Raw genomic sequence first — 1,199 nt, 5'->3', positions numbered from 1 at the left:
ATACATGGAGGCTGCAACACCATGACGAAGCATCTTCCCCCCGCGGTCCGGATCCAGAAGGCCCGGACCGCTCTCCTTCTCGATCATCCTTTCTTTGGTTCACTCCTCTTCCGCTTAGGGGGACGGCCCTCAGTGGCAATTCAGACCATGGCCACGGATGGCGTCTCCTTGTTTTACAATCCGGCATTTGTCGATACGCTGAACGCGGCAGAACTTGCCGGCGTCCTGGCTCATGAAGTCATGCACCCGGCTCTTCAGCATCACACGCGTCGCGGAGATCGTGACCGGAAGCGCTGGAATATGGCATGCGACTATGCCATCAACCCTCTACTCCTGGATGCCGGGCTCACGCTGCCAAAGGATGTTCTCATCGACCATCGCTTTCGCGGCATGAGCGCAGAACGCATCTACAACCTGATCGAGGAGCAACAGGGTCAGGACGGCTCAACCGGTGAAGGAGAGAACCCGGACGGTGCCGCTCCCGGCGGGGAGGGCGGAAAGCAACCCAACAATCCGAGTGAAGATGGCGTGCCTACTGCTCCGACAACACCCGGCGGCTTCGGTCAGGTGCTTGACACTCCTGATCCCGAAGGAGGCGACGACGACACCGTAGCTGAACAGGCGCGGGAATGGAAGATAGCCGTCGAGCAGGCAGAGAATGTCGCAAAACTTGCAGGTAAACTTCCGGCCGGTGTCACTCGTAGCCTCGAACAATCCCCAGCTGCAGGCGTGGACTGGCGTGAGTTGCTGCGCCGCGCCTGGTCAGAGACCATTCCGTCTGACTACAGCTGGATGCCGCCCAACCGGCGGCACATCTGGACTGGGCTCTACCTTCCGGGTGTCAGGTCTGAAGGCGCGGGGGAGATCGCCATCGCTGTAGATTGCTCGGGATCGGTCAATGCGCGCCAGTTGGGTCTCTTCGAGGCGGAAATTCGTTCTATTCTCGAAGGACAACGGCCGAGCCGCATTCATGTGCTCTACTTCGATACTGAGGTCCATAAGACCGAGGTCTATCAAGCAGGGCAGCCTATCGCGCTTACTCCGGTTGGCGGAGGAGGAACGAACTTCGCACCCTGCTTCCGGTGGTTGGACGAGCGGGGAATTGTGCCGCAGACCCTGGTGTTCCTTACTGATTTATGTGGTGCATTCCCGAAAGAGGCTCCTTCTTACCCGGTGTTGTGGGCCTCCACGGAGTCGCG

Annotated in this window: 1 protein-coding gene; it reads left to right on the top strand. The window is 59.5% G+C overall.

Annotated features, from left to right (window positions below; all coding sequences use genetic code 11):
* Positions 1-21: 21 nt before the first annotated feature.
* A partial coding sequence (locus tag Q363_RS31690; RefSeq protein WP_035358781.1) for a vWA domain-containing protein occupies positions 22-1,199 on the top strand: 1,178 nt, incomplete at its 3' end.

Origin of the sequence: Edaphobacter aggregans DSM 19364, from assembly GCF_000745965.1 — a bacterium.
Lineage (GTDB): Bacteria > Acidobacteriota > Terriglobia > Terriglobales > Acidobacteriaceae > Edaphobacter > Edaphobacter aggregans.
The sequence above is the reverse complement of the archived record's forward strand: the minus strand, read 5'-3'. Positions and strand labels throughout refer to the sequence as shown.